This is a genomic window from Sphingosinicella microcystinivorans, assembly GCF_003634215.1.
Classification (GTDB): domain Bacteria; phylum Pseudomonadota; class Alphaproteobacteria; order Sphingomonadales; family Sphingomonadaceae; genus Sphingosinicella; species Sphingosinicella microcystinivorans.
Genome location: NZ_RBWX01000007.1, coordinates 1,318,330 through 1,343,251, shown reverse-complemented (window position 1 = coordinate 1,343,251; position 24,922 = coordinate 1,318,330). Strand labels below are relative to the sequence as shown.

Sequence of the window (24,922 nt, the reverse complement as noted above, 5' to 3'; positions counted from 1 at the left end):
AAGGAGCACGGTATGGATTCGCTGGTAACGACGGAATGGCTCGCGAAAGAGCTTGGCGCAAACGACCTGCGCATCGTCGATGCCTCCTACTTCCTTGATGCGCGCGATGCCCGCGCTGAATTCGAAGCTGGGCACATTCCAGGCGCGGTGTTCATGGACCTCGGCGAACTCTCCGACACCAGCTCCAGTCTGCCGAATATGGTGCCGAGCGCGGAGAAATTCGCCAGCCGTATGCAGGCGATCGGCCTTGGCGACGGCAGCCGCATCGTTGTTTACGACAACTCCCCGCTGCACTCTTCGGCCCGTGCGTGGTGGCTTCTCAACCTTTTCGGCGCGCACGAAGTCGCTATTCTCGACGGCGGCCTCCAGAAGTGGAAGGCCGAAGGCCGCGCGATGGAATCGGGCAAGCCCGTGGTGCGCCACCGCCACTTCACCGTCTGGAAGGACAAGGCGCAGGTCCGCGATCTCGCGCAGATGAAGGAAAACCTGAAGACGAAGGCCGAGCAGGTCGTCGATGCGCGCGGCGCGCCGCGCTTCCGCGGCGAGGAGCCGGAAACCCGTCCGGGCGTGCGCCCCGGCCACATCCCGGGTTCGTTCAACCTGCCCTATACCGAGCTTTTCAACGAGGACGGTACCTTCAAGCAGGGTGAGGCGCTGCGCGGCGCGTTCCGCGAGGTCGGCGTCGATCCGGATCAGCCGATCGTCACCACATGCGGTTCGGGCGTCACCGCCGCCGTGCTCTCGTTCGGCCTGCACCTGCTCGGCGCCAAAAAGACCGCGCTTTATGATGGTTCGTGGTCCGAATGGGGCGGCGAGGCGGACACGCCCGTCGTGACCGGAGCGGCGTGAGCGGAGACAAGCCCGCCACCCGCCTTGTCCACGCCGGGCGCCGCCCTGAATGGACGCACGGCGTCGTCAATCCACCGGTCTACCGCGCCTCGACGTGCCTCTTCGAGACGTTGGATGCCTATGAAGCTGCCTCGCGCAATCCCGATGCGGGGCTCTACTACGGTCGCCGCGGCACGCCCACGACATGGGCACTCGCCGAGGCGCTGACCGAGATGGAGCCGGGAGCAGCGGGCACGCACCTGTTCCCCTCTGGCGTCGCCGCGATCGCTGCGGTGCTGCTGGCGGCAACGTCGTCGGGCGGTCACGTCCTGATGGCCGACAATGTCTACGAACCGACGCGCCTGATGGCGAAATCGATTCTGGCGCAGATCGGCGTCGAGACCGAATTTTACGACCCGACGAACCACGAAAGCCTGCCCGAGCGGATCCGCGGAAACACGCAGGCGATCTACATGGAAAGCCCCGGCTCGCTGACCTTCGAGGTGCAGGACGTGCCCGCTATCGCGGCTCTCGCCCGCGCGCGCGGCATCCTCTCCATCCTCGACAACACGTGGGCGACCCCCCTGCTCTTCCCGGCGATCCGCCACGGCGTCGATCTTTCAGTGCAGTCGCTCACCAAATATGTGGTCGGCCACAGCGACGCGCTGATGGGATCGGTGACGGCTGCACCCGATGCGTGGCAGAATCTCCGCAACACCGCGCTGCGCCTCGGCCAGACGGCCGCGCCAGACGACTGCGCGCTCGCCCTGCGGGGCCTCCGCACGCTCGCCGTCCGCATGGAGCGTCACGGCAAGACGGCACTTGCACTTGCGCAGGCGCTCGCCGCGCACCCTGCCGTCGAACGCGTCATCTGCCCCGGCCTCCCGGGCGATCCCGGTCACGCGCTGTGGACGCGTGATTTCAGCGGCTACGCCAGCCTGTTCGCCATCGCGCTGAAACCGGGAAGCCGCGAGGCGCTTGCCGCCTGCGTGGACAATCTCCGCCATTTCGGCATGGGCTTCTCCTTCGGCGGCTATGAAAGCCTTGTGCTGCCCGTGAAACCGATGCGCACTGTAACCCGGTGGCAGACCGAGGGGCCCATGCTCCGCATCCACTGCGGCCTGGAAGACGCGGACGATCTGATCGCCGATATGAAAAACGGCCTCGATCGTTACGCCGGATAGCGACCATGGGCAGGCCCTTCGACATCGCACAATTTCTGGGCCTCCCGGCAGATGCGGTGCTTGAAGCAAGGGCGCTCCCGGTTGCGGCAGTCATCATCGCCTGGGGCCTCGGGTATGTGTTGGCGCGATTTTCCGCGCCCTACATCCAGAAGCGGGCGGGGCCTCGCTTTACGTTCATCGCGGGCGGAATCGGCCTGCGGGCTGCCCATTCGCTCGGTGCGATGCTGGCGCTGCTCCTGCTCTTTATCGCCGGAAACGTCGCCGAGCCGGACCCGTTCAGCACCCTCGTGCTGGCATCGGCGATGGGGATCACGTCAGCCTATCTTGTCTTCCAGCTCTGCCGCACGGCACAGGTCGGCGTTCTCATCGCGGCACTGCTGGTTACGGCGACGCTCGTGGCGGTTGTCGCGGCGAAACTCGGCGGTTTGCAGCCTCTGATAGACGTATTGGGCACCGTAAAGCTCGACATCGGCAAATATTCGCTCAGCCTGCTCGGCGTCCTGAACGGGCTTCTCGTCCTCGGAACCCTCTTTGCACTCATCCGCTTCCTGATGCGCGTTTCCACGCACTGGATCGACAGCGCCCACGATCTGGATGGGTCGCAGCGTGTGCTGTTCCAGAAGGTGTCGGGTCTCGGCATTCTCGCCGTCGGCGTCTTCGTCGGGATCGATCTCCTCGGCATCGATCTGACCGCGCTCAAAGTGTTCTCGGGCGCGCTCGGCCTCGCGATCGGCTTCGGGATGCAGAAAACCTTCGGCAACCTGCTCGCCGGGCTCATTCTGCTGATGGACCGGTCGATCAAGCCGGGTGACGTGATCGTGATTGGAGACACGTTCGGCTGGGTCAACAAGATCGGAGTCCGCGCCGTTTCCGTGCTCACGCGCGACGGCAAGGAATTCCTGATCCCGAACGAAAAGCTGATGACGGAGCAGGTGGAAAACTGGTCCTATTCCAGCCGCAACGTCCGCGTCCACATACCCGTCGGCGTGTCTTACAGGTCAGATATCCGCAAGGCGCAGGAACTCATGCTTCGCGCTGCCAATGAAACGCCGCGAGTCCTCAGCGATCCGCCTCCCAACGTATGGCTGAAGGGTTACGGAGACAGCGCGGTCGATCATGAAATCCTGATCTGGATTTCCGATGCCGAGGAAGGCACCGGAAACGTCAGAAGCGCGATCCTCAACAGGCTTTGGCACCTGTTCCAGTCCGAAGGCATCGAAATCCCGTTCCCGCAACGCGACGTCCATGTTCACATGGTCGCGCCATCACCGGAAAAGCCCGCAGACGCTTAATCGTCGTCGGAAACGACGACCTTCTCGCCCGTCACCCGCTGCGCCAGCGCCGCCGCCATGAAGTCATCGAGATCGCCGTCGAGCACGTCATCCGGGCTCGTGTTCACGATCCCCGTGCGCAGATCCTTCACCTGCTGATAAGGCTGCAGCACATAGCTGCGGATCTGGTGGCCCCAGCCGATGTCGGTCTTGGTCGCGTTCACCGCGTTCGCCTCCGCCTCGCGCTTCTGCAGCTCGGCTTCATAGAGGCGCGCCTTCAGCTGCTTCATCGCCTCGGCACGGTTCTTGTGCTGGCTGCGCTGGTTCTGGCAGGCGACGATGATGCCGGTCGGCACGTGCGTGATGCGCACGGCGCTGTCGGTGGTGTTGACGTGCTGCCCGCCCGCGCCCGAGGCGCGGTAGGTATCGATCTTGAGATCGCTTTCGTTGATCTCGATGGCGATGTCGTCGTCCACCACCGGATAGACCCAGACGCTCGCGAAGCTCGTGTGCCGCCGCGCCGCGCTGTCATAGGGGCTGATGCGGACGAGCCGGTGCACGCCGCTCTCGGTCTTGGCGTAACCATATGCGTTCTCGCCCTTCACCATCAGCGTCGCGGACTTGATGCCCGCCTGCTCGCCGCCATGGTAATCGACCAGCTCCACCTTGTTGCCCCGGCGCTCCGCCCAGCGCTGGTACATGCGCTGCAGCATCGAAGCCCAGTCCTGGCTCTCGGTGCCGCCGGCGCCGGCATTGATCTCGATATAGGTGTCGTTCGCGTCCGCCTCGCCCGAAAGTAGCGCGGCGACCTTGTCCTTGTCGGCACGGTTCGCGAGCGTTTCGAGCGCCTTCACAGCGTCGTCGACAAGCTCTTCGTCACCTTCGGCCTCGGCCATCTCGATCAGTTCGACCGTGTCGTCGAGTTCGGTCTGGATGCTCCGCGTCGCCTGAATCGCCTCATCGAGGCGCCTGCGCTCCAGCATCAGCTTCTGCGCGGCCTTGGGATCGTTCCAAAGTTCGGGATTCTCGGCCTCGGCGTTCAGCTCTTCAAGGCGTTTGAGGGCGACATCCCAGTCAAAGAAACCTCCTCAGCAGGGCCAGTGCCTGCTTGATCCGGTCGACATGGTTGAGCGCTTCGGCGCGCATGGTCAGTGTTCCTTGTGAAGAAGAGCGCGGGTTCTAGTAAATGCCGCCGGTGGATTGCAAGAAGTCGCTGTCGGAGCGCACGACCTCGCGCTTTTCGAATGGGTCGTAGGCTGCAGCGAGACGGCGCGGTTCGCTTTCCGGCTTGAACGCTTCCCAGATCACGGCCGCACGCGGATCGGTATCGACCTGCCAGCCTCCGTACACGCGCTTGCCGGATCGGCGATCGATCCGCACCATACGCACGCCGGGCGCGATCTCGAACGGCCTCTTGGGCATATCCTTGAGCGCGGCGATGGCGAACTGCTTGAAAACCGGCGCGGCAAGCGTGCCGCCCTGCGCATATCCGCCCATGTTCTTGGGTTCGTCGAAGCCAATGTAGAGCCCCGCAACCACATCCGGCGTGCCGCCCACGAACCACACGTTCGTCGGGCCGTTGGTCGTCCCTGTTTTGCCGAACATCGGTCGATTGAGATCGCGCAGAACGACGGCGGTGCCCCGCTGAACGACGCCTTCCAGCATATGCACGACCTGATAGGCGGTCTTGCCGTCGATTGCCTGCGGTCTCGCATCGGCGGGGCGCGGCATTGCATCGCCATCCCAATCCGGCGTGTTGCAGCCCGCGCAGTCGCGCGCGTCGGCGCGGTAAATGGTCCGACCGTGCCGATCCTGGATCAGGTCGTAAAGCACCGGAGACTGCCGCTTGCCGCCGTTCGCAAGCATCGCATAGGCGTTCGTCAGCTTCATCACCGTCGTCTCGCCCGCGCCAAGCGACATGGAAAGCACGGGAGCCAGCTTGGCGATGCCCATCTGGTCGATCGTCTCGACAACCTTGTCCATGCCCGTGTTGTAGGCAAGGCGCACCGTCATCAGGTTGCGCGATTGCTCCAGGCCCCAGCGCATCGTCTGCGGACCCGCGTAGCCGCCCGAGAAGTTCCTGAAGCACTTGGTGCCGAGCGAGCGCGTCTGGAACACGCAGTATGGCGCGTCGACGACGACGGACGCGGGTGTATAGCCGTTTTCGAGCGCGGCTGCATAAACGAACGGTTTGATCGCCGATCCCGGCTGCCGCATCGCCTGCGTGGCGCGGTTGTATTGGGAGCGGCGGGCATCGAAGCCGCCGACCATCGCGAGCACGCGACCTGTGGAGACCTCCATCACTACCATGCCGCCGCCGATGTCCGGGATCTGGCGCAGCGTATAATCGCTGCCCGAAATGCGCTTCACGGGGATGACATCGCCGGGCGCCAGCCGCTGGAACGCCGGCACGCCGACGCCGCGTACGGGAAGCGAGGCGTTTTGTGCGGACATGCGGCCGTTTGTGCCGTCCTCGAAGCCGAGCGAGATCACGCCGCCTGCTTTTTCGAGCACCACAGCCGCGCGCCAGTCGTCATAGCCGACGGGCAGGTTCACGGCGCGCAGGCGCTGCGGCCAGCCTTCGCCAAGCTCGATCTTGTCGGTCGCACCGCGCCAGCCGCGCGGGCGGTCGTATTTCACCAGGCCGTCGCGCAGCGCCATTTCGGCGGCGCGTTGCATTTCGGGGTCGATCGTAGAGCGAATCCAAAGCCCGCCAGTATAGATGCCGTGCTCGCCCTCTTCGCCGTACTTCTCCACGAGCTCGCGGCGGATATCCTCCATGAAATATTCGCCGGTGCGGTCACGCGGGATTTCTGCACGATTGACAACGACGATCGGCTCGGCGGCAGCCGCACGCGCTTCCGCGGCAGTCACGTAGCCGTTTTCCGCCATCTGCCCCAGCACCCAGTTGCGCCGCGCGAAGGCGCGGGCGCGGCCCTTCTCGTTGGAGGGGTTGTAGTTGGCGGGTGCCTTCGGCAGCACCGCAAGGAACGCCGTCTGCGCCAGCGTGAGCTCGTCGACCGGCTTGTTGAAATAAGCGAAGGACGCGGCCTGCACGCCGTATGCGCTGCGACCGAGGAAGATCTGGTTCAGGTAAAGCTCGATGATGTCGGGCTTGGTCAGCGCCTGCTCAATCCGCCGGGCGAGGAAAATCTCCTTCACCTTGCGCACGTAGCTGACTTCATTCGTCAGCAGCAGGTTCTTCGCCACCTGCTGCGTGATCGTGGAGGCGCCGACGGGCCGCTTGCCTGTACCCATCGCCTTTAAGTTCGTGATCGCAGCCTGGAAGATACCGGGCAGATCGAAACCGGGGTGTGTGAAGAACGTCTTGTCCTCGGCGGACACGAACGCGCCCACGAGCTGCTTCGGCGTCTGTTCGTAATCGAGGAAAATACGCCGCTCGCGCGCGAACGACGTAAACGGTGTCCCGTCCGCCGCACGCACATGGCTCGGCAGCGGCGGTTCGTACTCGGCCAGCTGCGCGGCATCGGGAAGCCCGCGCGCAAAAACAAGCCAGGCGACGAACACGACGAGGACGCCGAACAGCACGCCGCCACCCACGACATAGCTGAGCGCCCGCGCCCAACCCGGCAGGGCACGGAACCGGCTTTTTAGGTCGCCGAGAATCTGGGCAAGACGTGCCATCGACGCTGCCTATAGCAGGCCGGTCGCCAGTCTCAAGCCGAACGCGCCAAACCGCAACCGCTCAAACCGTCATCGTCTCGCAACAGGACTGGCATCGAACCGTCGCTTGCCGCTGCTAACCGGCCACCATGGATACGGATTTTCCTCACGAACACTGCCTTCAGGTCCCCGCGCACCTGAAGGCTTCGCTCCGAATCATGCTGCTTGCGAAGCACGCCTGCGGCGATGGCAGTCCCGACATGGTGGACGGCAACCATGCCCAGTATCACCATGAACTGCGTCGCACGCTCGAGAAGATCGGCCTCCATGTCGTGGCCGCCAACAGTTTCGACGCACTCTTTGCGGAGCCCGACGTCGATTTCGTGTTTCCGCTGCTGAATCGTGCCGGGTTCCTGAACAGCGAGATGCTGGCGCCGCTGCTGCTCCAGCGGCTCGGCATCCCCTATCTCGGCGCCTCGCCGATCCTGCGCGGGCTTTCGGACGACAAGCACCTGATGAAGCTTGTGGCACGGCAGCACGCCGTCCCGACGTCAGACTGGCGCATCCTCCGCCGCGGCACCGATCTTGCCGTCGTCCCGGCGCTGGATGCGGCGCGCTACATCATCAAACCGAATGCCTCTTCGGCCTCCTGGGGGATCGGTGTCAGCGAAAGCTGGTCGGGGGCGCTCGCCCACGCCGCGCACCTCCACACCGCGGGCCACGACGCGATCATCGAGCCGTGGCTGCCCCTGCTGGATGTCGCCGTCCCGGTTATCGGCGGACGATCGCAGGAGCCGTGGCTCCTGCCTGGGATGGCGTACATCCCGGCCGATCCCGACGCGCTTCGCAGCTACGAGGAGAAGCGCTCACTGACCGACCAGCGGGACGACCCGCTGGAGGTGCTCGCCAATTCCCGCGTCGCCGAGCGGCTGTATGCGATGACGCGCGCGCTGTGCCGGGAGCTCTGGCCGTTCGATTACGGACGCTTCGAATTTCGCTACGATCCCGCGACCGAAAGCGTTTGGTTCATGGAAGTGAACCTCTCGTGCAATCTCTGGTCGAAAAAGAGCATTTCCCGTTCCGCCGCGACGCTCGGCATCGAGCATCACGAACTCGTCGAGTCCATCGTCGCCCACAGCCTGTGGCGGCAGGGGCTGATGAATACCGTTTCCGAACGGCTCGTCGCCTGAGATGGGGGCAGGCTTTTCCGCGATCGTCCTTGCAGGCAAGCGCGACGGGCGTCTTGATCCGCTCGCCGCGAACGCAGGCGTCTCGCACAAGTGCCTCGTCCCCGTCGCCGGCAAGCCGATGCTCCTCCACGTCCTCGAAGCGTTGGACGCGACGCACGGTATCGATCGTATCGTTGTCTCGATCGATACCCCCGAAATCCTCGCCCCGCTCATCCGCCAGCTTGGCAGCGGCCGCATCGCAGTCGAACGCTCCGCCCCCAATCTGGTCGACAGCGTGTTTCGCGCTGCGAACGCCTCTAGCCCGCCCTTCCTCGTCACCACTGCCGACAACGTGAACCTGACCCCCGCCAGCACCGCGGAAATCCTCTCCGCATCGCAGGGCGCGGAGGCCGCCGTCGCCTTCGCGCGCCGCGACCGCGTGATCGCTGCCCACCCGGACGGGCAGCGGCGCTTCTACCGCTTCCGCTGCGGCGAGTATTCGAATTGCAACACCTATGTGATCGGCTCACGTGAGGCACTGAAAGCCGCCGAGGTCTTCCGAGGCGGTGGTCAGTTCGCCAAATTCCCGATGCGGATCGTGAAGGCCTTCGGCCTTCTGAACCTCATCCGCTTCCGCTACGGGCTCGCCACGCTCGACGGAGCATTCCGCGGCTTTTCGCGGCGGTTCGGCTTCACCATCCGTCCGATCCGCGTCAGCGACGGCGCGCTTGCAATCGATGTCGACAACGAGCGCACGCTGCACGTCGCCGAGACGATCCTGGGCGAACGCGGATCAGCGCTGGGCGAGACGCCTGAGAAAATGCGCCTCGACCGCACGTCGCACAGCCTTGGCGATGCGCTGCTGGCCTGACGTGGAGAAGAGGAACTTCGAGTCCTCCTCGTTCGAGAGGTAGCCTGTCTCCAAGAGCACCGAGGGCACATCCGGTGCCTTCAGCACCAGGAAACCCGCAAAACGGTGGAACTGGCTGCGCACTTTGATGTCCTCGCGCATCTCGCGCTGGAGGATCGCAGCGAACTCGGCGGAGGTGTTCATCGTCTCGCGCTGCGCGAGATCGATGAGGATGTCGGTCACCTCATTGGTTTCAACCGCGAGATCGACACCAGCGATGATGTCCGAACGGTTTTCCTTGGCGGCGAGACGCGCGGCTTCGGCGTCCGATGCGGTTTCCGAGAGCGTGTAAACCGTCGCCCCGCTCGCGTTCGGTACGGGCGCACTGTCGGCGTGCACGGAAATGAACAGCGATGCGCTGCTGTGTCGCGCAATACCGAACCGGTCGCGATGGCGCAGGTAAGTGTCGTCATCGCGCGTCAGGATCGCCTTCACGCGTCCCGAAGCATCGAGCTCCTTCTTGATCGCTTTGGCGATCGCGAGAACGACATCCTTCTCGTATTTCTTTGCGCCGAGCACGCTGATCGTGCCGACGTCTTTGCCTCCGTGTCCCGCATCGATCACCACGACCGGCAGCCGTCCTGCCAGGCGGGGGCGCTGCGGCGGGGTGGAGAGCGCTTTTGCCGGTCGAGCCTCGGTGGGCCCCTTTATCGCAACCGTTGCAGCGGCTTTCGGCGTAGGCGTCACGACTTTTTCTGGCGCGCTGGCAGCAGGCTTCATGGGAGCCGGCACCGCAGGCTGGGCCGATGCAACCGCGAGATTCTGGGGGCTGACCGGTGCAGCGATAAGTGTCGAGCGACCGCTCGCTACCAGCTTCGCAAACGCCGCCTCGCTCGTCGGCGCCACCGTCAGCTTCAATTTTCCAGCCGAATAGTTGCTCGATATGATGCGCGCGGGTGAGGCCAGATCCACAACCAGACGCGCAGTATCGGCGTCGAACTGTGCATTACGCACCTTGAGCACGATACCGCTGCCCAGAACGGATCCACCCGAAGCCGTCATGCTGTCGAGGTCAATGGCGAGACGAGGCGGCCCTGAAAGCGCGAACGTAGAAATACGTCCCGCACCCTCGGCATTGATGGTCACGATTACATTCTCGCCGCTCGCCGTCACCGCGGCTTCGCCAAGCCGCGCGGCCATGGCAGGCACAGAAAGCGTGATGCACGCCGCAATCAGCGGTGCGCAAAGCGCCTGTCCTCCCCGCCTCAACCAGCGCGACATTTCCTATCCCCCGCAAGAGCACTTTTGTTCGCCCGTAAGGCCCCGCAAATGGCGAACTTCCGCCGAATCTTATGGTTAAGGTTCGGAGTGTTCAAGTGAATTGCACATTTCCGTAACGCTTTGTGTTGTTCATGCCACGCATAGCTGCTAGCAGACCGGATAGCGGCCAAAGTCCGGCCCTCCGTCAGTGTCCAAACCGTCTTCTCTTTAATCGGGTTGATGGTTTCACGCCTTCCCGCGCGAAACGGCACTGGCATTCTGCCGGACGGGGAGATGCAGCCGCTAAGATCGAGGTTTTGACGCATGTCGGCAATGCGATGCCATGAGGAGACGATGAAGGCGATGGCCTTCCCCTCGGCGCGCGATATGCGGCTCGCCACAGTTCCAAACCATCGGAGCGCGGGCTTGCCCGACGCTCCCGTAACACGTGCCCCATCGTCTGCGGCTGAGGTCGCAGCGGTGCCGAGGCCTCGGAGAACACCAAATGTCAATGCGCATGCTCATCGACGCGCGCCACCCGGAGGAGACCCGGGTCGCCGTCATAGAAGGCAACCGGATCGAGGAGTTTGACTTCGAATCCGCCCAGAAGGAACAACTGAAGGGCAATATCTACCTCGCCAAGGTTACACGCGTCGAACCCTCGCTGCAGGCGGCGTTCGTGGAATACGGCGGAAACCGGCACGGCTTCCTCGCCTTTTCGGAAATCCACCCGGATTACTACCAGATCCCCAAAGAGGATCGTGATGCGCTGCTCCGCGAGGAGCGCGAGGCCGCCGAGGCGCACCGCGCCGAGATGGACGCCGAGCACGAAGACGATGACGACGACGCCGAAAGCGCCGACGAGCCGTCCGAAGATGGCGAAGACAGCGAGCCGCCCGCGCCGACCACGGTCGGGAGCGATCATCACGACGACCACGACAACGCCATGCGGGCGAAGCGCCAGAACCTGCGTCGCCGCTACAAGATCCAGGAAGTCATCAAGCGCCGCCAGGTGCTGCTGGTGCAGGTCGTCAAGGAAGAGCGCGGCAACAAGGGTGCGGCACTCACGACGTACCTCAGTCTTGCTGGCCGCTACTGCGTGTTCATGCCGAACACCAACCACGGCGGCGGCATCAGCCGGAAGATTTCCAACCAGAGCGACCGCAAACGGCTGAAATCCATCGTTTCGGAACTGCAGCTGCCGACCGGCATGGGCTGCATCATCCGCACCGCGGGGCTTTCGCGCACGCGCGCCGAAATCCGGCGCGACTTCGATTATCTCACGCGCCTGTGGGACGAGATCCGCGAGAAGACGCTGGCATCAAGCGCGCCGGCGCTGATCCACGAAGACTCCGACCTGATCAAGCGGGCGATCCGGGATATCTACAACCGGGACATCAGCGAAGTGCTGGTGGACGGAGAAGAGGGATACCGTGCGGCGCGGAGCTTCATGAAGCTTCTGATGCCAAGCCACGCGAAGAAGGTTCAGCAATACGTTGACCCTGTTCCGCTTTTTCAGCGCTTCCAGGTCGAGCAGCAGCTTGCAGCCATGTACCATCCGGTGGTGCAGCTGAAATCGGGCGGCTACATGGTCATCAATCCGACCGAGGCTCTCGTTTCGATCGACATCAACTCGGGCAAATCGACGCGCGAGCACAATATCGAGGAAACCGCGCTCAAGACGAACCTTGAAGCAGCGCGCGAAATCGCGCGGCAGCTTCGCCTGCGCGACATGGCGGGGCTTGTCGTCATCGATTTCATCGACATGGACGTGCACTCGAACAACCGCAAGGTCGAGAAGGCGCTGAAGGAAGCACTGAAGCACGACCGCGCGCGCATTCAGGTGGGCCGCATATCCTCGTTCGGGCTCCTGGAAATGAGCCGCCAGCGGCTGCGCACGGGCGTGCTCGAAGCTTCGACGCACGTCTGCCCGGTTTGCGAAGGCGCGGGCATGGTCCGCACGGTGCAGTCCGCCGCGCTCGGCGCGCTGCGCGTGCTGGAGGCCGAGGCGCTGCGCGGCAAGCACAGCCGCATCACGCTGCGCCTGCCCTTCGAGGTGGCGATCTACATGCTGAACGTGAAGCGCAGCCAAATCTCGCGCGTCGAGGATCTGTACGGCGTCATGGTCGAGATCGCGCCGAACGGCGACCTCAATGTCGGGGAACAGGAGATCGACGGCAGCGGCCCGCCGCCCGTGCCCCGCGTCAATCTGCTGGCACCCGTTGCCCCCGCCCCCGAGGATGACGACGACGACATCATCGAGGACGAGGAAGAAGAGGAAGAAGAGGCCGAGGCCGAAACCTCCGAGCGCCGCGAGCGCAACGATGAGCGTCGCGACGAGGGCGGCCGCTCGCGCCGCCGCCGCCGTGGACGCGGCCGCAAGGATCGCGAACGCGACGACGAGCGCCGTCCCGCGCCGCAGGACGGTGCGGAGGCACTCGATGCCGGAAGCCAAGAAGCCGACGAAGCCGCAGAGAGCACCGAAACGCACGAACAGTCGCGCGAAGATCGGGATGAGGACGGCAGCAAGCGCCGCCGCCGTCGCCGTGGTCGTCGTGGTGGCCGCCGCAGGAATGGTGACGAGGTCGGAGGCGAAGCTGCTGACGGCGGAGCGAGCGAAGGCGAAGCCGGTTCGGATGAGGACACCGCCCCGGAAATCGAACCGGCTGCGGAGGAAACGCCCGCCGCGCCTGTGGAAGCCGAAGCCCCTGCCCGCAAGCCGCGTGGCCGTCGCAAGGCCGTGAAGGCTGAAACCCCGGAGACCGTGGACGCAGCGGAAACGGAAACGGTCGAAGCGCCCGTCGTTGAAGCGCCTGCGGCCGAGGCTGAAGCCAAGCCCAAGCGGACCCGGCGCAAGAAGGCGGAAACGGTGGAAGCCGCGCCCGAACCGGAATCTGCACCGGAGCCCGCCGCTCCGGCCGAAGAGGTTGCCGCAGAAGCCCCCGCAAAGCCGAAGCGCGCGCCGCGCCGCAAAGCCGCCGCCAAAAGCGCGCCTGCAGCGGAAACCGTGTCGGAAGCCGTGGATGCCGCCGAGACGGTCGAGACCGCAGCGAACGATGCAGGGGAAGACGCCGCGCCGCCGCGTAAGGGCTGGTGGCAGCGGACGTTCGGCGACTGAGACGCCGGCATTCCAGAGACAAGGCGGCGACGGGCTTGCAATCGCCCGCCGCCGCCCTAGTTTCGCTCATTGGGGGTTCAGTCGCGAAAGGTTATAGGGCGGCGATGACATCCCGGTTCGTTTCAGCCCGGAAGCCTTTTTCGGCAGGCCTGCGCCTTCTTCTCGCCGCTGTCCTCGCCGTTACGGCGTCGATCCGCCCTGCGCTTGCCCAGAGCATCCTCCGCGACGCGGAAACCGAAACCTTTTTCCACGAAATCTCCGCGCCGCTCGCCGAAGCCGCCGGCCTCAACCCGCGCTCACTCGACGTCATCCTGATCGGCGACTCCTCGATCAACGCCTTCGTCGCGGGCGGACAGGCTGTGTATGTCCACAGCGGCCTCATAATGGCCGCGGACGACGTCAACGAGGTGCAAGGCGTCATCGCCCACGAAATCGGCCACATCACGGGCGGCCATGTCGTGCGCTTCAGCGAAGGCGCCAAGGCGGCGACGTCCATCACCCTCCTCTCGATGCTGCTCGGCGCGGCCGCAATGGCGGCAGGCGCGGGCGAAGCCGGCATGGCGATCTTCGCGGGCGGGCAGCAGGCCGCGCTCGGCAAGTTCCTCGCGTACTCGCGCACGCAGGAATCCGCAGCCGACCAAGCCGGCGCCACATTCCTCCACAAGGCCGGAATTTCTGGGCGGGGATCGATCAACTTCTTCAAGAAGCTGCAGAACCAGGAATTTCGCCTGGCGATCCCGCAGGACAACGGCTACGCGCGCACTCACCCGCTAACGGGCGATCGCATCGCCGCACTCGAAAACACCTACAAGACCGACGCCGCGTGGGAAAAACCCATCGATCCCGCGCTGCAGGCGAAATTCCTGCGCATCAAGGCGAAGCTCTACGGCTATATCGAGGAACCTTCGCGCACCTTCCAGAAGTATCCCGAAACGGACACGTCGGTGCCCGCGCGCTACGCCCGCGCCTACGCATGGCACAAGAATGCCTTCCCGGACCGCGCGGAGACAGAGATCGATTGGCTGCTGAAGGATGCGCCGCAGGACCCCTTCTTCCTTGAACTCAAAGGGCAGGTTCTGCTTGAATCCGGCAAGGTCGAAGAGGCGCTGGGGCCGCTCCGCCGCTCGGTTGCGATCGCGCCCGATCAGCCGCTCATTGCCGGAATGCTCGGCCACGCACTGATCGCGACCGAGAAGCCCGAAAACACCGAAGAAGCGAAGCGCGTGCTGCGCGCCGCTGTTGCGCGCGACAACCGCAACCCCTTCGCCTGGTATCAGCTCGGCATCGCTTATGCGCGCGGCGGCGATGAAGCGCGCGCCGCGCTCGCGACCGCCGAGCAGAACAATCTCACCGGCAACGCGCAGCTTGCACTCGCCAGTTCGCGCACCGCGATGGCGGGCCTCAGCCCTGGCACTCCAGACTGGATTCGGGCGCAGGATATCTACATGGTGAGCCAGCACGCCGTCGAAGACGAGAACGGCAAACGGAAACGTCGTTAGGGGCTTTATGATCGATTTCTACAAACGCCTGCGGGCGCGCTGGCCGCTCGCGGCCAACATCATGGGCGCGTTCGCGCTGCTGCTGCTTGCCGGCGGCCTGCTGATGCTGCTCACGGGCCGCCAGCCTTCGATCGCGAACGGCGGCACGCTGACAAAGGCACAGCGCGAGGAGGTGGAGAAGATCGTCCACGATTATATCCTCGCCCACCCCGAGATCATTCCGGAGGCAGTAAACCGCCTGCAGGCGCGCGAAGTCTCAAGCCTGATTTCGCAGAACCGCGACGAGATCGAGACGCCCTTTGGAAGCGCGTGGGCGGGTGCGAAGGACGCCGACGTCACGCTCGTGGAGTTCTTCGATTTCAACTGCCCCTACTGCCGCCTCTCCCACCCCGATGTCGAACGCCTGCTGAAAGAGGACAAGAAGCTGAAGGTCGTTTACCGCGACCTCCCCGTGCTCGGGGAAGCCTCCCGCGAGGCCGCGCTCGCCAGCCTTTCCGCTGCCGAACAGGGCAAATACCGCGCCTTCTACAACTGGATGTTCACGGACAAGGCCCGGGTTTCGACACAAAAGACGATCGAAGGTGTCCGCAAGGCAGGGCTCAACGAGACGAGCACCGCGACCGACATGAAAAGCGAACGCCTCAAACGCGAAATCGACAAGAACCTTCGCCTCGGCAACGCGCTCGGCCTCACCGGCACGCCGAGCTACGTCGTCGGCAACCGCATTCTCTCCGGGGCGGTGGGCTATGACGAGCTGAAAAAGGCCATTGCCGAGGCGCGCGACAAAGGCTGAATCGCCAAACCTATAAAATCATACACTGCCGCATCAGTTCGTTTAACGTCCGCAAAGACCTGACGGCGATTCTGCTCTTCCGGTCCGTGGAGGGGCACCATGACCGCAAGCGCCAAGCCGCAGATGATCGGCTTCTGGATGACGGCATCGCTCGTCGTCGGCACCATCATCGGCTCGGGCATCTTCATGCTTCCCGTCAGCCTTGCGCCGCTCGGCCGCAACGCATTGATCGGATGGATCATCAGCGGGGTCGGCATCCTGTGCATCGCCTATGCGCTCGCGCGCCTTTCCCGCCTTGGCGGAGACGGCATCCAGGCCAATGTCGAAAAGGAATATGGGCCGACAGTCGCGTTCCTTGTCGCGTGGAGTTTCTGGGTATCGAACTGGGTGGCACAGGCCGCCGTGGCGCTCGCCGCAGCGGCAGCGCTCTCGTTTGTCAGCCCGTCGCTGGGCGGTGACGCCGCGATTGTCCCGATGGCGATCGGCTGGCTGGTGCTGCTCACCGCGATCAACGGTGCGGGCGTGCGCGCGGCAGGCAGCTTTTCGGTCGTGACCGTTGCGATCAAGCTTATTCCGTTGCTGGCGGTCGTCTTCCTCTTTGTCGAACGCGGCGTCACAGGCGGCACCTTCGAACCCTTCGCGCCGCTGCCGGTGAATTTCGCCAACATAGCAACCGCGACGGCGCTGACCTTTTTCGCCTTCACGGGTTTCGAAACGGCCACGACCCCGGTCGGCAAGGTTCGCAATCCCGAACGGACGATCCCCCGGGCACTGATTGGCGGAACCGCCTTTGTGGTCCTGCTCTATCTCGTCGCCGGAACGGCGATCCAGATGCTGCTGCCGACCAGCGTTGTTGCCGCGTCGCCGGCGCCCTTTGCCGATGCGCTGGTGTCGCGCTGGGGAACGACCGCCGCCACGGTGAGCGCGCTGACCGTCGCCGTCGCTGCAATCGGGTGCCTGAACGGCTTGATCCTCGGCACCGGCGAGCTTGGCTACGCGATGGCCCTGCGCGGCGAAATGCCTGCGGCCATGACGAAGACGCGCGGAAGCAACACGCCCGTCGTCGCGCAGATCGTGGCGAGTGTCCTCAGCATCATTTTGCTGCTTGCCAACAGCAGCCGCGCAACGGCGCATCTCTTCACGTTCATCATTCTGCTTTCAACTGCCGCGATGGTCATGCTGTACCTCACCTCCGCGCTTGCTGCGTGGCGGTGCAGCCCCGCGCCCGCCCAGCGCCTCCTGATCGCGGGCGCCGTCGTGTTCATCGCCTTCGCGACCTACGGCATTGGTCTTGAAGCCAGCCTGTGGTGCCTGGTTCTGCTTGCGATCGGTCTTGTCGTTCGCGCCTTTATGTTCCGGCTCAATCGGCGGGCCGCGGCAGGCACGGCGCCGTAGCGCGACGGCGCTACTTCACCCGCGTCCACACCTGCGATTTGCAGCCGATGCCGCCAAGGAGACAGCCCTTACCTTCCAGCGTATCGGCATCAATGATCGTGACGGTGCCGTGGAAGGTGCGGTTGATGTCGGGCACGAAGACCTTGCCTTTCCATCGGCCTTCCTGCTGCTCCTCGAAATCCTGAAAGAGCTGGCGTCCGATCAGCTGGTCAGTACCGCCGCGCCGCGCATCAGCCTTCGCCTTGTCGCTGGCCCACACAACGACACCGCACATCTTGCCGTCGCATTCCCGCGCCTCCACGTGAACGCTGTTCTTCGGATTCTGCCAAGTGCCATAGGTCCGCTCCGAAAGCGTCGCATTTTGGGCTGCGGCCGGCGCCGCGAGCAGCATCATCGACACCAGAACCGATCGCATCATGGCTACCGCCTCCCGAACAGCTTTTCGATATCCCCGCGCGCGAGCTTCACATAGGTCGGGCGCCCGTGGTTGCACTGGCCCGAATGCGGCGTCGCCTCCATCTCGCGCAGCAAGGCGTTCATTTCCGTGACGCTGAGCGACCGGCCCGCGCGCACCGAGCCATGGCAGGCCATGGTCGCGAATACCTCATCGAGCCGCTCCTTCAGGCTGTGCGCGGCGCCAAGACTGGTGATGTCGTCGGCAAGGTCGCGGACGAGGGCCTTCGCGTCCGCGCTCCCGAGGATCGCGGGCGTTGCGCGCACCAGGATGGCGCCGGCCCCGAAGCGCTCGATTTCCAGTCCCATTTCGGCAAGCTCTGCGGCATGGGCTTCGAGGCCGTCGCATTCCGCCTCGTCGAGTTCCACGACTTCTGGGAGGAGCAGCGTTTGCGACCGCACACCGCCGCCTTCCATCGCGCGCTTCATCTTTTCAAGCGTCAGGCGCTCGTGCGCGGCATGCTGATCGACGATGACGAGCGCGTCCGCCGTTTCCGCTACGATCCAGCTTCCGTGCACCTGCCCGCGCGCGGCGCCGAGGGGGAATGCGGTGAGGTCGGCCTCACGGCTTTCCGCGTAGACCGGCGACGGGGCTTCGGCGCGCGCCTGCGGCGGAGGATGAAAACGGGGCGTGTGCTCGAAGAGCGTGGGGCGGGATGCGGGTGCCTGCCATGACACCGGCGCTGCGATAGGCTCCGGTCGGAACGCGGAAAGCGCCGCTTCCGAAACCGTCGTCGCGGCGTGCCCGCTGCCGCTGTCCAGCGCATGGCGGAGCCCGGAGACGATGAGGCCGCGTACCAGCGCCGGATCGCGGAAGCGCACCTCGGTTTTCGCCGGGTGCACGTTTACGTCGACGAAATCGAACGGGACATCGAGAAACAGCGCCAGCACCGGATGCCGGTCGCGCGCCAGCAGATCGCGGTATGCGCCGCGCACTGCGCCGAGCAGCAACCGGTCCTTCACCGGGCGTCCCCCGACGAACAGATACTGGTGATCGGCGGCACCCCGGCTGTAGGTCGGCACCGCCGCGAGACCGCCGAGACGCAGCCCGTCGCGTACCAGATCGATCGCGACGGCGTTGTCGGTGAACTCCTGCCCCAGTATCGCGGCGAGCCGTGCAACGCGCGCGCTTTCGAGCAGATCGGCCGAAGGCTGCGCGTCGAGCAGGCGGCGGCCTTCGTGAGCGACGCTGAACCCCACGTCGGCGCGCGCCATAGCGAGGCGGCGCACAACGTCCAGGCAGGCGGCAAGCTCTGCACGCGCCGATTTCATGAACTTGCGCCGCGCGGGCACCTTGCCGAACAGATCGGCGACGGAAACGCGCGTCCCCGGCGGCAAGGAGGCGGGTCCGTCGCGCTGGATCACACCGTGGTCAACCTCGATTTCCCACCCCTCCCCGCTCGCCGTTCGGCTGGCGATGCGGAAGCGGCTGACGCTGGCGATCGAAGGCAAGGCCTCGCCGCGAAAGCCCATCGTCGCGATGGCTTCGAGGTCACCGGTCGGCAGTTTCGAGGTGGCGTGGCGTTCGAGCGAGAGGCGCAGTTCGTCCGCGTCCATGCCGGAGCCATTGTCCGTCACGGCGATGAGATCGAGCCCGCCGCCTTCAAGCTCCACGGCGATTCGCGTGGCGCCTGCATCGAGCGCGTTTTCGACCAGTTCTTTCACCGCGCTTGCGGGCCGTTCGACGACTTCGCCCGCGGCGATACGATTAACGAGGTCTTCTGGCAGGCGGCGGATCGACATGGCCGCGTCTTCCTAGCAACGATCGCAAGGCTTTGTTAGCGGTTCGTCGCGTATTGGGTGGTGAAAGCCGCGTTAACCACGGAAGCCACGCCAATGCGCCCCTTGCGCTTCACTGCGACAACACTGCATATGCAGGCCAACGCGCGTTCACACGCATAGAAGAGAAGAACTCCATGCTCAGCCGCATTTTCGGTTTTCTTGCCCAGGATATGGCCATCGATCTCGGCACGGCCAACACACTCGTCTACGTGCGTGGGCGCGGTATCGTGCTCAATGAACCGTCGGTGGTCGCGATCGAAACGATAAATGGTCGCAAGATGGTGAAGGCTGTCGGCAACGACGCCAAGATGATGATGGGCAAGACGCCGGGCAACGTGGAAGCGATCCGCCCGCTGCGCGACGGCGTGATCGCCGACATCTACGTCGCTGAGCAGATGATCAATCATTTCATCAAGAAGGTGCATACGCGCAAGTTCGGCAACTATCCCGAAATCGTGATCTGCGTGCCTTCGGGTTCGACGAGCGTCGAGCGCCGCGCCATCCGCGACGCCGCGAACAATGCGGGCGCGAGCCAGGTGTATCTGATCGAGGAACCGATGGCTGCCGCGATCGGCGCTGGAATGCCTGTGACGGAACCGATCGGATCGATGGTCGTCGATATCGGCGGCGGCACCACCGAGGTCGCCGTGCTCTCGCTGCGCGGCCTCGCCTACACGACCTCCGTGCGCGTGGGCGGCGACAAGATGGACGACGCCATCGTCAGCTACGTCCGCCGCAACCACAACCTGCTGATCGGCGAAGCGACCGCCGAGCGCATCAAGAAGGAAATCGGCACGGCGAAGCCGCCGATCGACGGCGTCGGCGTAACGCTGGAGATCAAGGGCCGCGACCTGATGAACGGCGTGCCGAAGGAAATCACGATCAACCAGGCCCAGATCGCCGAGGCACTTTCGGAGCCGGTGTCTGCGATCGTCGAAGGCGTACGCCAAGCCCTTGAAAATACAGCACCTGAGCTTGCCGCAGACATCGTCGATCAGGGCATCGTGCTGACCGGCGGCGGCGCGCTTCTCGGGCAGCTTGATGAAGTTCTGCGCGACGCAACCGGCCTTCCCGTCACCGTTGCCGACGATCCGCTGACCTGCGTTGCGCTCGGCACCGGCCGCGCGCTCGAAGAGCCGATCTTTCGCGGCGTCCTGACCACCGCACTCTAGGGAGTCGCTGCGGATGGCGTGGCCACCCCGCAGATCGAGCGGGCGGAGTTCGCGCCGGCAACGCAATATCGCGCTTCTGGGACGCGCGGCGACGATCGCCGCTGTCGTCATAGCCGCCATGTTGCTGGTGCTGAGCCGTGCCAGCCCTGACCGCTATTCCGCGCTGCGCAGCGGCGCGGCGGATTTGGTCGCGCCCCTCTGGACAGCCATCCTGATACCCCTTGGGGAGGTGCAGGCCGCGGCAGGTTCGATCGCGGACTATTTCAAGGCGGTCGAGAAGGTCCGCCTGCTCGAAGGCCGCGAGCGCATGTACCAGATCGAACGTGAGCGCCACGCGCAGGCGATCCACGAGAACGGCGAACTGAAGAAGCTCCTCAACGTCGTCGAGCCCTCGCGCGACCGCGTCGGCGTGTTCGCCATCTCCGGCTCCAGCACGGGCGCCTATGTCCGTTACGCGCTGATCAGCGGCGGCGGGCGCCACGCCGTCGAACCCGGCCAGCCGGTGCTCGCGGCGGCGGGGCTTATCGGGCGCACGGTCGATGTCGGCAAGTACGCGACGCGCGTCATGCTGATCACCGACGTATCGAGCCGCGTTCCCGTGCGTGTGGTTCGCACCGGCCTTCCAGCGCTGCTGATCGGCAAAAACCTGCCGCTGCTCGATGTCGACCTCTCCGGCCCGTCCAATTCCGAAGTTCGCGTCGGCGATCGGCTTGTCACGTCGGGTGACGGCGGCCTGTTCCCGCCCGGACTTCCCGTCGCCACGGTCGTGCGCATCTCTGGCGACATGCCCGAAGCCCGCCCCGCGGCGACACCCGACGGGCTTGATTATGTGATCGTTGAGCGCCCCTACATGCCGCCCATGGCGCCGCCGGAAGACACGCCGCAGGGACGCGAGGCGCATCCCGAGGCCGTGATCCAGGAACAGGCCGCGGAATGATCACGACGCCGTGGCACCAGATGACCGCGCGCGAACGTGCGCGCTGGATCTTCGACCACTGGAAGCTGGCGATCCCGCTGATCGTCGTTGTCATCGCTTATATGATGATGACGCTGCCGATGTTCGCGCCGCTGCCGGTGATGCCAAATCTGGCGCTGCTGCTCGTGCTGCTCTGGACACTTTATCGCCCGCAGCAGATGCCCGAATGGACCGGGCTGCCGATGGGGCTTGCAGGCGATATCCTGCTCGGAACGCCGGTCGGCGCGAACGGGCTGCTACTGCCGCTGTTCATGATGCTCGTGCGCTACGCCGACACGCATGTGCGCCGCGCGAGCTGGATCGGCGACTGGCTGTTCAGCATCCCCATGCTGTTCGTGTACCATCTGGCGCTGTGGAGACTTTGCGCCCTCGTCGCGGACCCGTTCCCCTTCCTGCCGCTCGCGACACAGACCGCGGCGACAATCGCCGTGTACCCGTTCGCCGCGCACTTTTTTGCACGGATTCAGCGTAGGTGGGCACCATGAAGCTCACCTCCGAAGCCGCTCGCGAACAGATGTTCACGCGCCGCACGCTTTTCGTGGGCGCGGCGACCGGCGGCCTCGGCCTGCTGCTTGGCGGGCGCATGGCGTATCTTTCGATCTTCGAGCAGGAGAAATACAAGCTCCTTGCCGAGGATAACCGCGTTTCCGTGCGGCTGATCCCGCCACGGCGCGGATGGATCGTCGACCGGAACGGCAAGCCGCTTGCCGTGAACCAGCCCGATTACCGGCTGGAGATGATCCCCGAGCAGATCACCGATCTTGAACAGACGCTCGCCGATCTCACCCGCCTGTTGCGGCTGCCGCCCGCGGAGGTCGCGCGGATCCGCGAGGCTGCGGCGACGCAGCCGAAATACCTTCCCATTCAGGTCGCGGCGGGCATCAGCTGGAACGATTTCGCCGCGATCAACGTGCGTCTGCCCGATTACGACGGCGTGCAGCCCGTGCGCGGCTTCACACGCTACTATCCCGATGGCGAAGCCGTCGGCCATCTGCTCGGCTATGTCGGCGCGCCCACGCGTGAGCAGTACCTCGCGGCAGACCGGGACCCGCTTTACCTGCACCCGGCCTTCAAGCTCGGCAAGGACGGGATCGAGAAGGTGCTCGACGTCCCCCTGCGCGGCAAGGCGGGCGCACGCCGCGTGGAGGTGAACGCCCGCGGCCGCGTGATCCGCGAGCTTTCCACGGTGAACGACACGCCCGGCGAGACGGTGAAGCTCACCATCGATCGTGATCTCCAATCCTTCGCAGCGCGGCGGCTGGGGCCGGAATCCGGCAGCGTCGTCGTGATCGACGTTTGGACGGGTGACGTGCTGACGCTCGTCTCGATGCCCGCATTCGATCCCAATACGTTTTCCGATGGCATCAGCCACAAGGAATGGAACGCGTTGATGTCGGATGATCACAATCCGCTCATCAACAAGACCGTGCAGGGGCTTTATCCGCCCGGATCGACGTTCAAGCCGGTCACGGCACTCGCTGCGCTCGAATACGGGATCGACCCGGAAGCGACCGTGCATTGCCCCGGCGCCTATTTCCTCGGCAGCCACCGCTTCGGCTGCTGGCGGCGCGGCGGTCACGGCACAGTGAACCTCGACAAGAGCATCTTCCAGAGCTGCAACGTCTATTACTACACGCGCGGGCGCGAAATCGGTATCGAACGCATCGCTGCCATGGCGAAACGCCTCGGTCTCGGGCACGAATATGAAGGCCTGTCGCTGCCGACACAGCGCGAAGGCCTCGTCCCCACGCCCGAATGGAAGCGCCGCCGGTTCGACAAGGAATGGCTGACGGGCGAAACGCTGAACACCGCCATCGGTCAAGGGTACATGCTGACCTCGCCGCTGCAGCTTGCGGTGATGACCGCGCGTATCGCGTCCGGTCGCAGCGTTGAACCCAGGCTGGTTTCAGGCGGCACCACACCCGGCACGATCGATGTGGACCCCGAACATCTGGCGCGCGTCCGCTACGCGATGGGCCTCACGGTGAACGGCCCGCAGGGCACCGCCGGGCGTTCGCGCCTTCCCATCCCCATCCAGATGGCGGGGAAAACGGGCACAGCGCAGGTGCGCGCGCTGACAAGCGCGACGCGCGGCGCGAACTACAAATCGATCCCTTGGAAATATCGCGATCACGGCCATTTCATTGCCTTCGCGCCGGTCGAAGAGCCACGCTATGCCGTGAGCGTCGTCGTGGAGCACGGCGGCGGCGGCAGCATCGCAGCTGCGCCGATCGCCAAGGATGTTATGACTTTCCTGTTCGCGCCCGAGATCGCCATGGCCGCGCTCGAACGGCTGGAAGAAGGCTGGGGCCGAGAGGCAGCGCAGCGCGCCGCCGTGGCTGCAGCCGCGGCACAGGCGGCCAGCCCGCCCTCGCCCACTGAGCCTATCCCCGATGCTTAACAGTGCGCTTCCCGATCGGCTGCAGGCGCTGCCCTGGCGGATGCTGCTGACGCTGCTCGCGCTCGGCTGCTTCGGGCTCGCCGTGCTCTACTCGGCGGCGGGCGGGCACGTCCGCCCGTGGGCGTTCAATCAGGGTATCCGTTTCACGCTGTTCTTCGTGATGGCGCTCGCCATGAGCCAGGTGCCGTTGTCGTGGTGGCTGCGTGCGGCTTATCCGGCTTACGGCATCGTTGTCGTAATGCTGCTCGGGGTCGAGATTCTCGGAAAGGTCGGCGGCGGCAGCCAACGCTGGCTTGAGCTCGGCATCATTCGCCTGCAGCCTTCGGAACTCATGAAGATCGCCATCGTGCTCGCGCTGGCGCGATTCTTCCACTACCTGCCGCGCGTCGAAACCCAGCGCTGGGGGAGCCTCGTCGCGCCGGCCGTGCTCGTCGGCCTGCCCGTGGCCCTCGTCATGTTGCAGCCCGATCTTGGCACGGCGCTCTCGATCGCGTTTGGCGGGGTCGTGATCGTGTTTCTGGCGGGCGCGCGCATGTCGCTGTTCGTGGGTGGCGGCGCGGCGCTGGTCGCTGCGATTCCCATCGCCGTCAGTATGCTGCACGATTATCAGCGGCGGCGCATCCTCATCTTCCTCGATCCGGATGCTGATCCACTCGGCGCGGGCTACCACATCACGCAATCGAAGATCGCGATCGGGTCGGGCGGGCTTTCCGGCAAGGGTTTCCTTTCTGGCACGCAAAGCCATCTCCAGTATCTTCCGGAGCTGCACACCGACTTCATCTTTGCGACGATGGCGGAGGAATGGGGCCTCTTCGGAATGTTCTTTGTGCTCGCCTGTTACGCGATCATTCTCGGCTGGGGCTTCTCGGTCGCGCTCCGGGCGCGCAACCAGTTCGCCCGGCTGACCGCGGCGGGGCTCACCTGCACCTTGTTTTTCTATGTGTTCGTCAATCTCGCGATGGTGATGGGCTTCGCCCCTGTCGTCGGCATTCCGCTGCCGCTGATGTCCTACGGCGGATCGGCGATGATGACCGCGATGATCCTGATCGGCATCATGCTTTCGATCGATCGCCAGCGCGAGGAACGCATGATCGGCGAAGGCCCATCGGCATTCTAAATGGGCCGAGACCATTTCCGGCCTTGCAAC

Annotated in this window: 19 protein-coding genes; 14 read left to right on the top strand and 5 right to left on the bottom strand. The window is 64.8% G+C overall.

Going from position 1 to position 24,922, the window contains the following annotated elements; translation table 11 throughout:
• The first annotated feature begins 12 nt into the window (after positions 1 to 12).
• Genes sseA through DFR51_RS06445 form a run of 3 tightly spaced genes read left to right on the top strand, consistent with a single transcriptional unit; the run spans position 13 to position 3,304 of the window.
• A complete protein-coding gene (sseA, locus tag DFR51_RS06455) occupies positions 13 to 849 on the top strand; it encodes a 3-mercaptopyruvate sulfurtransferase (RefSeq protein ID WP_121048158.1) in 837 nt (278 codons plus the stop codon).
• A complete protein-coding gene (metC, locus tag DFR51_RS06450) occupies positions 804 to 2,012 on the top strand; it encodes a cystathionine beta-lyase (protein WP_121048156.1) in 1,209 nt (402 codons plus the stop codon). The genes sseA and metC overlap by 46 nt, the downstream gene beginning before the upstream one ends.
• Before the next feature lie 5 nt (positions 2,013 to 2,017).
• On the top strand, positions 2,018 to 3,304 hold the full coding sequence (locus tag DFR51_RS06445; RefSeq protein WP_121048154.1) for a mechanosensitive ion channel family protein: 1,287 nt from the start codon (positions 2,018 to 2,020) through the stop codon (positions 3,302 to 3,304).
• Here the strand turns inward: DFR51_RS06445 and prfB are convergent.
• Positions 3,301 to 4,429 (bottom strand): peptide chain release factor 2 gene (gene prfB / locus DFR51_RS06440; RefSeq protein ID WP_121048153.1). Its coding sequence is split into 2 segments (ribosomal slippage): positions 3,301 to 4,359 and positions 4,361 to 4,429, totalling 1,128 coding nucleotides; the frame shifts between segments, so codons are not numbered across the junction. The two genes, DFR51_RS06445 and prfB, sit on opposite strands and share 4 nt — an antisense overlap.
• 33 nt (positions 4,430 to 4,462) lie before the next feature.
• On the bottom strand, positions 4,463 to 6,928 hold the full coding sequence (locus DFR51_RS06435; protein WP_121048152.1) for a penicillin-binding protein 1A: 2,466 nt from the start codon (positions 6,926 to 6,928) through the stop codon (positions 4,463 to 4,465).
• A 128-nt stretch (positions 6,929 to 7,056) separates the two neighbouring features.
• On the opposite strand from DFR51_RS06435, the gene DFR51_RS06430 reads away from it, so the two are divergent.
• Complete coding sequence (locus DFR51_RS06430; protein WP_121048151.1) at positions 7,057 to 8,097, top strand: D-alanine--D-alanine ligase family protein; 1,041 nt, start codon at positions 7,057 to 7,059, stop codon at positions 8,095 to 8,097.
• A 1-nt stretch (position 8,098) separates the two neighbouring features.
• A complete protein-coding gene (locus DFR51_RS06425) occupies positions 8,099 to 8,947 on the top strand; it encodes an NTP transferase domain-containing protein (RefSeq protein WP_121048150.1) in 849 nt (282 codons plus the stop codon).
• Here DFR51_RS06425 and DFR51_RS06420 read toward each other — a convergent pair.
• Positions 8,870 to 10,207 carry an N-acetylmuramoyl-L-alanine amidase gene (locus tag DFR51_RS06420; protein ID WP_121048149.1) on the bottom strand — a complete coding sequence of 446 codons (1,338 nt, stop codon included), beginning with the start codon at positions 10,205 to 10,207 and terminating at the stop codon, positions 8,870 to 8,872. The two genes, DFR51_RS06425 and DFR51_RS06420, sit on opposite strands and share 78 nt — an antisense overlap.
• Positions 10,208 to 10,691: 484 nt before the next feature.
• Here DFR51_RS06420 and DFR51_RS06415 point away from each other — a divergent pair, with 484 nt between their 5' ends.
• The 4 genes from DFR51_RS06415 (at position 10,692) to DFR51_RS06400 (ending at position 16,991) form a co-directional block, all read left to right on the top strand.
• Complete coding sequence (locus DFR51_RS06415) at positions 10,692 to 13,304, top strand: Rne/Rng family ribonuclease (protein WP_174234224.1); 2,613 nt, start codon at positions 10,692 to 10,694, stop codon at positions 13,302 to 13,304.
• A 104-nt stretch (positions 13,305 to 13,408) separates the two neighbouring features.
• Positions 13,409 to 14,803 carry a M48 family metalloprotease gene (locus DFR51_RS06410; protein WP_121048148.1) on the top strand — a complete coding sequence of 465 codons (1,395 nt, stop codon included), beginning with the start codon at positions 13,409 to 13,411 and terminating at the stop codon, positions 14,801 to 14,803.
• A 7-nt stretch (positions 14,804 to 14,810) separates the two neighbouring features.
• Positions 14,811 to 15,596: a DsbA family protein gene (locus DFR51_RS06405; RefSeq protein WP_121048147.1), complete on the top strand. Its 786-nt coding sequence runs from the start codon at positions 14,811 to 14,813 to the stop codon at positions 15,594 to 15,596.
• Between the two features lie 99 nt (positions 15,597 to 15,695).
• On the top strand, positions 15,696 to 16,991 hold the full coding sequence (locus tag DFR51_RS06400) for an APC family permease (RefSeq protein WP_121048146.1): 1,296 nt from the start codon (positions 15,696 to 15,698) through the stop codon (positions 16,989 to 16,991).
• 10 nt (positions 16,992 to 17,001) lie between these two features.
• On the opposite strand, the gene DFR51_RS06395 is transcribed toward DFR51_RS06400, so the two are convergent.
• Together DFR51_RS06395 and mutL are read right to left on the bottom strand one after the other, a co-directional pair.
• Positions 17,002 to 17,409 carry a DUF2147 domain-containing protein gene (locus tag DFR51_RS06395; protein WP_338068290.1) on the bottom strand — a complete coding sequence of 136 codons (408 nt, stop codon included), beginning with the start codon at positions 17,407 to 17,409 and terminating at the stop codon, positions 17,002 to 17,004.
• Between the two features lie 2 nt (positions 17,410 to 17,411).
• Positions 17,412 to 19,187, bottom strand: a complete 1,776-nt coding sequence (gene mutL / locus DFR51_RS06390; RefSeq protein WP_121048145.1) for a DNA mismatch repair endonuclease MutL — start codon at positions 19,185 to 19,187, stop codon at positions 17,412 to 17,414.
• A 173-nt stretch (positions 19,188 to 19,360) separates the two neighbouring features.
• Between mutL and DFR51_RS06385 the strand changes: the two genes are divergently transcribed.
• Genes DFR51_RS06385 through rodA form a run of 5 tightly spaced genes read left to right on the top strand, consistent with a single transcriptional unit; the run spans position 19,361 to position 24,892 of the window.
• Positions 19,361 to 20,398, top strand: coding sequence for a rod shape-determining protein (locus tag DFR51_RS06385; RefSeq protein WP_121048144.1), 1,038 nt, complete (start codon positions 19,361 to 19,363; stop codon positions 20,396 to 20,398).
• Positions 20,399 to 20,411: 13 nt separating this feature from the next.
• Positions 20,412 to 21,335: a rod shape-determining protein MreC gene (locus DFR51_RS06380; RefSeq protein WP_121048143.1), complete on the top strand. Its 924-nt coding sequence runs from the start codon at positions 20,412 to 20,414 to the stop codon at positions 21,333 to 21,335.
• Complete coding sequence (gene mreD / locus DFR51_RS06375; RefSeq protein ID WP_121048142.1) at positions 21,332 to 21,859, top strand: rod shape-determining protein MreD; 528 nt, start codon at positions 21,332 to 21,334, stop codon at positions 21,857 to 21,859. Before DFR51_RS06380 ends, mreD begins: the two co-directional genes overlap by 4 nt.
• A complete protein-coding gene (mrdA, locus tag DFR51_RS06370) occupies positions 21,856 to 23,775 on the top strand; it encodes a penicillin-binding protein 2 (protein WP_121048141.1) in 1,920 nt (639 codons plus the stop codon). Before mreD ends, mrdA begins: the two co-directional genes overlap by 4 nt.
• A complete protein-coding gene (gene rodA / locus DFR51_RS06365; protein ID WP_121048140.1) occupies positions 23,768 to 24,892 on the top strand; it encodes a rod shape-determining protein RodA in 1,125 nt (374 codons plus the stop codon). The genes mrdA and rodA overlap by 8 nt, the downstream gene beginning before the upstream one ends.
• The last annotated feature ends 30 nt before the right edge of the window (positions 24,893 to 24,922 follow it).